Consider the following 5,888-nt stretch of genomic DNA (forward strand, 5'->3'; position numbering starts at 1 on the left):
CGCCGAGGCGTTCGCTCGGCTGCCGTTCGATCACCTGATGTTCACCGGCTCGACCCGCGTCGGCCGCATCGTCGCGGCGGAAGCGGGCAAGAACCTCACCCCGGTCACGCTCGAACTCGGCGGCAAGTCGCCGACCATCGTCGACCGCTCCGCCGATCTCGACGAGGTGGCGCCACGGATCGCCTATGCCAAGCTGATGAACGCCGGACAGACCTGCATCGCGCCCGACTACGTGCTGGCGCCGCAGGACCGGGTCGAAGCCCTCGCCGGCAAGATCTGGGGCGCGATGCAGCAGATGTGGGGCACAGACCCGGCCAATCCGGACTACACCTCGATCATCGCCGAGCATCACTACGCGCGGCTGAAAAGCCTGGTCGACGATGCCGCCGCACGCGGCGCACGGCTGCTGCAGCCGGCGTCCGCGGATGATGCGGCGTGGGCCGGTAAGCGCAAATTCCCGCCGACCCTTGTGCTCGGTGCCACGCCCGAGATGAAGATCATGCAGGAGGAGATTTTCGGTCCGCTGCTGCCGATCCTCGGCTACAGCGAGCCGACCGAGCCGATCAATTTCATCAACGGCCGCGACCGGCCTCTGGCGCTGTATTGGTTCGGCACTGATGAAGCCGCGCGCGACCAGGTGCTGGAGCGGACCGTCTCGGGCGGCGTCACCATCAACGACTGCCTGGTGCATTTCGCCCAAGCCAACCAGCCGATGGGCGGCGTCGGCGCGTCGGGCACCGGCGCGTATCACGGCGAATGGGGCTTCAACACCTTCACCAAGATGAAGCCGATCTTCTATCGCTCGCCCTACAACCGCTTCGCCGATCTGTATCCGCCTTACGGCGCCAAGATCGCGCGGCTGTCGAAGGTGCTACGCCTGATGTCGTAACAAGAGACGACCCACACGGCCGAAGATGCCGGCGGCAATCAACAAAACAATATCCCGGAGGGAAACGCTCGTGAGCGAAACAGTTGATTTCGTCGTGGTCGGCGGCGGCTCTGGCGGCTGCGCCGTCGCTGGACGGCTGTCGGAAGATGCCAACACGTCGGTGGCGCTGCTCGAAGCCGGAGGCACGGCCGACAATTGGGTGGTGAAGACGCCCTATGCGCTTTCGCTGATGGTGCCGAGCAAGCTGAACAATTGGCACTTCGAGACCGTGCCGCAGCCCGGTCTCAACGGCCGGATCGGCTATCAGCCACGCGGCAAGGGCCTCGGCGGCTCGTCGGCGATCAACGCCATGGTCTACATCCGCGGCCATAAATGGGACTACGATCATTGGGCCGAACTCGGCAACGCCGGCTGGTCCTACGCCGACGTGCTGCCCTACTTCAAACGCTCGGAGAACAACTCCGACTTCAACGGCGCCTATCACGGCCAGAGCGGTCCGCTTCACGTCAACCGGCTGCGCACCGATAATCCGGCGCACGAGATCTTCCTGCAGGCGGCGCGCGAGGCGCAGTTCCGCATCCGTGACGATTTCAACGGCGAGGAGCAGGAAGGCCTCGGCCTGTATCAGCTCACCCAGCACAATGGCGAGCGCTGGAGCGCGGCACGGGCCTACGTGCATCCGCATATCGGCACGCGCCGCAATCTCCGTGTCGAGACCGAGGCGCAGGCGACCCGGATTCTGGTCGAAGGCGGACGCGCGGTCGGCGTCGCCTATCGGCAGAACGACCAGATCCACGAGATCCGCGCGCGCCACGAAGTCATCCTCGCCTCAGGCGCGTTTCAGTCGCCGCAGTTGCTGATGCTGTCCGGCATCGGCGATGCCGCGGCGCTGAAGGTCCATGGTATCGACGTCGTGCATCATCTGCCGGGTGTCGGCCAGAACCTGCAGGATCACCCGGACTTCATCTTCGCCTATCAGTCGGACAGCCCGTATTTCACCGGCACCAGCTTCACCGGCATCGCGCGCCTGCTGTCGACGATCGGTCAGTATCGCCGCGAGGGACGCGGGCCGCTGACCACCAACTTCGCCGAATGCGGCGGCTTCCTGAAGACCCGGCCCGACCTCGACGTGCCGGACATCCAGCTGCACTTCGGCATGGCGATGGTCGACGATCACGGCCGCAAGCGGCATTGGGGCACGGGCTTCTCCTGCCATTTCTGCCTGCTGCGCCCGAAGAGCCTCGGCAGCGTCGGGCTCAGCAGCGCCGATCCCTTAGCACCGCCGCGGATCGATCCGAATTTCTTCGGCGATCCTGAGGACCTCGAAACCATGGTGGCAGGCTACAAGACCACGCAGCGGCTGATGGAGACGCCGGCGTTACGCGCGCTGCAGCAGAAGGATCTCTTCACCGCCAACGTCCGCACCGACGACGATATCCGCGCCATTCTGCGCGCCCGCGTCGACACCGTGTATCACCCGGTCGGCACCTGCAAGATGGGCAGCGATCCGATGGCGGTGGTCGATCCACGTTTGAAAGTGCACGGCATCGGTGGCTTGCGTATCGTCGATGCTTCGGTGATGCCCACTTTGATCGGCGGCAACACCAACGCCCCCACCATCATGATCGGCGAGAAGGCCGCCGACATGATCCGCGAGGAGATGCGGGCGAACTGACGTCGCCCGCGATCATGTAAGGCCGAGGCTCCGGACGCTCCACAAGGTGCGCCGGAGCAGCCGTAGTTGGATTTCGTCCGACGGCTTGATGAGGCGGACGTCGCACATCAGACTTCGCGCGCGCAGTCGGTCAAGCCGCTCTCTGCGTAACTGTCACCACTGGTAGCTGACGAGTGCGCGGCCGGCGTAGCTGTCGGCGTTCTTCCAGAACTCACCGTCAAATGCCGCCGACACGGTCCAGCCACGACCGAGTCCCAGACTGGCTCCCAGCGAAACCTGAACGGAGTCGCCGGGTAGCGCAGCGCCGTACACGTTGAACTGCGCGGCCGGAATTTGCCGCAACGTGGCGGCCGCCTGCCAATCCGTGTTCCAGCCGTGTGCCCAGGCGGCCCGCGCTCTCAACGCCAGCGGCCGCCCATCGATGAAGACCTCGTCGTCGAAACGGGCACCGAGTTCGCTGCGCGTCACCGTCGACTGGCGCCCGGCGTAGTCGAGCGCGAATACACTCGTTCCGGTCTCGCCAAAGGTCGGCAGGAACATTGTGGTGGTCTGCAGCGCCGCATATGGCGTGACGCCGATGCCGCTGACCTGGAGGCGCTGACCGCCCTCGACCCGCGCCGTCAGAGCCTGCGGATGCATCCGGGCGCGCAGCGCCTCCCCGCCGGCAACGGTCACTGTCCGATCGACAGTGGCGTCCTGCCACACATAGCCGAGCGCCGCAGCCAGATATGACGGGCCGATCTGATAGCGACCGTAGAGCGCAGCGTTGAAATTATCGGAGCTGCCGGAGCCGAGGCCTTGGGCGAGGCTGAAGCTCGAACCGGAGCCGCCCAGCGCGAAACCGACACGGGCCTGCGGCGACACCTGATAGCTTGCGCCGGCGGCCGCACCGGCGACCCTGCTGGTGGTGTCGTGCGAGCCGGTGAACGCATCGCCGCCGACGCGCAACGTGCCGCCGTAGCCCGCGCCCCAGGCGCTCCAAATCGGCGCCAAGACGCCGGCAGGTGGCAGCGCCGCGCACGCGTCGCGCGGTCCGGCTTGGGATCGAGGCGCCGCGCACTCCCGCCCAGCGGTGCCGTCCGTCGGGTCGAGCGCGTTGCTGAATACGCTGCGCATGAACAGATCGGCCGAGCCGAACAACGACTGCTGCAGCGCGGCCCCAGCCTCGCCGGAAGCCTGGCTCAATCCGGCCGGCTTCAAAGTACCCAGCGTCGTCGGAATCCCGCCGGCGACGTTGAACGAATTGACCAGCGCACCGGCGACCTGCTGTTGATTGCGGCTCAACCCATTGCCGTAGTCCGGCGCGGCGGGAGGAATGAACGCCAACGTCAGATTGAGGTAGGCATTGTTGGCATCGTAGGCCAGCGCCGATCTGAAGTTGGCAGGCAGATTGGTGTCGACGAGCGCATCGAATGTGCCGGCAACACCGCCACCCGCATTGACGATGGTGTAGCGCTTGGAAATGTAGCTCCCGCTCGCGTAGCTCGCCTGCACGGTGCCGGCGAGTGTCGCGCGGCCCGTGACGTTGGTGCGATCCGAGGCCGTCGGCGACACCTCGACCGCATAGCTCGAGCCAGCCGCAAAGGTCAGATCGCCATTGACCGTGAGGGTTCCGATCGAATTGCCGGGTGCCAGCGTCCCGCCGGATGCAATCGTGGTCGAACCGACGTTGCCGGAGCCGCCGAGCCGGCCGCCGCTCGACGCCGTCACCGCCGAAGCAATCGACCCGTTCACCGACAATGTGCCGGCATTGATCGTCGTCGGCCCGGTGTAATTATTCGCGCCGGAGAGAACGAGATTTCCTGTCCCCTGCTTGGTCAGGCCACCAGTCCCCGACATCGCTCCGGAAAAATTCGTCGAGCTATTGTCCGCCCCCGTCGTGAGCAGCGCCGCACCGAGCGCGACCGATCCAGCTCCCGCCAACGAACCAATGGTCTGATCGAAGCCGCCGAGATCGAGAGTGGTGCCTGAGGCGACCGTCGCCGCGGTGGTCGCCGACAGCATGTTGCTGTTCGCCAGCTGCAGTGTGCCGGCATTGATGATAGTGCCTCCTGAATAGGACGTGGGACCGCTCAAGATCAGCTTGCCGTCGCCATTCTTTTGGATGATCCCAGCGGTGTCCCCGTCGGAGACAGCGCCCGTAATGGTCTGGGTGGTGCCAGTCCGGATGTTGAAAATAGAAGTGCCACTGATGACGAAATTGTTGGCGAGGGTGTAATCGCCGATGCCGAAGGCGAACGTCGCGCCCTGCATCATTTTCACATCGCCAGTGCCCAAGGCGCTGTTGTTGCCGACCGTGACAGTGCCGCGGCTGATCGTCGTTCCACCAGTGTAGGTGTTCGCTCCCGACATTGACAGGTTGCCGGATCCCAGTTGAGCGACCGAGCCGGTGCCCGAGATCAAACCGGAGAAGGTGAGAGCATTGGAGCGATTGAACGCCAAAGTTCCGTTGTTATTGACGTTGTAGGCGATACTGCCGGTGGTGCCGCCGTTGCCGATCTGCAGCGTGCCATTCGAAATGGTTGTGCCGCCCGTGTAGGCGCTGTTGCCCGTGAGAACCGTTGTCCCTGTACCAAGCTGGTTCACAGCTCCCCCACCCGAGATAACGCCCCCGAACGTGTAGGTATCTGAGCGATTGAACCTCAGCTCGCCGCTGTTGTTGACCTTGCCATTGATCGATCCTTTCGTGCCGCCATCGCCGATCTGCAGCACACCGGACGAAATAGTGGTGTCACCGGTATAAGTGTTGGCGCCAGTCAGGGTCGTTACGCCGCTACCCAACTTACGTACGACTCCTGCACCAGAGATAGCGCCACCGAACGTGTAGGGATCAGAACGGTTGAACCACAGCGAGCCGTTATTGATGACATCGCCGGTGATCGATCCTTTGTTGCCACCATTACCGATCTGCAGCGTCCCGGCCGAGATGGTGGTGCCGCCGGTATAGCTGTTGGTGCCGGTCAGGATCATGGTTCCGCCGCCGGCTTTACTCACTCCTCCCGTGCCGGAGATGGCGCCGCCGAAGATGTACGTACCTGAGCGATTGACCGCCAGCGAGGCGTTGTTGATGACATCGCCGGTAATCGATCCCGTGCTACCACCGTTGCCGATCTGCAGCGTTCCATCCGAGATGGTGGTGCCGCCCCCATAGGTGTTAATGCCGGTGAGCGTCAGCACGCCAGAGCCCGTCTTTGCGACGGAGCCCGCCCCTGTGATCATCTGGTCGAGGGTCGAGTTGGTCGACTGTGCGAACGTGAGGGTGGTGCTGCTGGTCGCGAGACCGATCGCTCCGGTAAGGCCCGCCCCCGCGTTCATGAACGTCAG

General features: G+C 64.5%; 3 protein-coding genes. 2 read left to right on the forward strand and 1 reads right to left on the reverse strand.

Translation table 11 applies throughout. From position 1 onward, the window contains the following. Both DYI24_RS19715 and DYI24_RS19720 read left to right on the forward strand, forming a co-directional pair. Nucleotides 1-889, forward strand: an 889-nt coding sequence (locus DYI24_RS19715) for an aldehyde dehydrogenase family protein (RefSeq protein ID WP_164573507.1), incomplete at its 5' end; no start/stop codon positions are given. A gap of 70 nt (nt 890-959) precedes the next feature. Continuing rightward, the gene (locus DYI24_RS19720) at nt 960-2,564 is read left to right on the forward strand and encodes a GMC family oxidoreductase (protein ID WP_164573508.1); all 1,605 of its coding nucleotides are present in this window, start codon (nt 960-962) and stop codon (nt 2,562-2,564) included. Between the two features lie 153 nt (nt 2,565-2,717). Here the strand turns inward: DYI24_RS19720 and DYI24_RS19725 are convergent. After that, nucleotides 2,718-5,888: autotransporter-associated beta strand repeat-containing protein (locus tag DYI24_RS19725; protein ID WP_164573509.1), on the reverse strand; the 3,171-nt coding region annotated here is incomplete at its 5' end.

Source organism: Rhodopseudomonas sp. BR0C11 (assembly GCF_010820945.1).
In the GTDB taxonomy this organism is placed as follows: Bacteria; Pseudomonadota; Alphaproteobacteria; order Rhizobiales; family Xanthobacteraceae; genus Rhodopseudomonas; species Rhodopseudomonas palustris_H.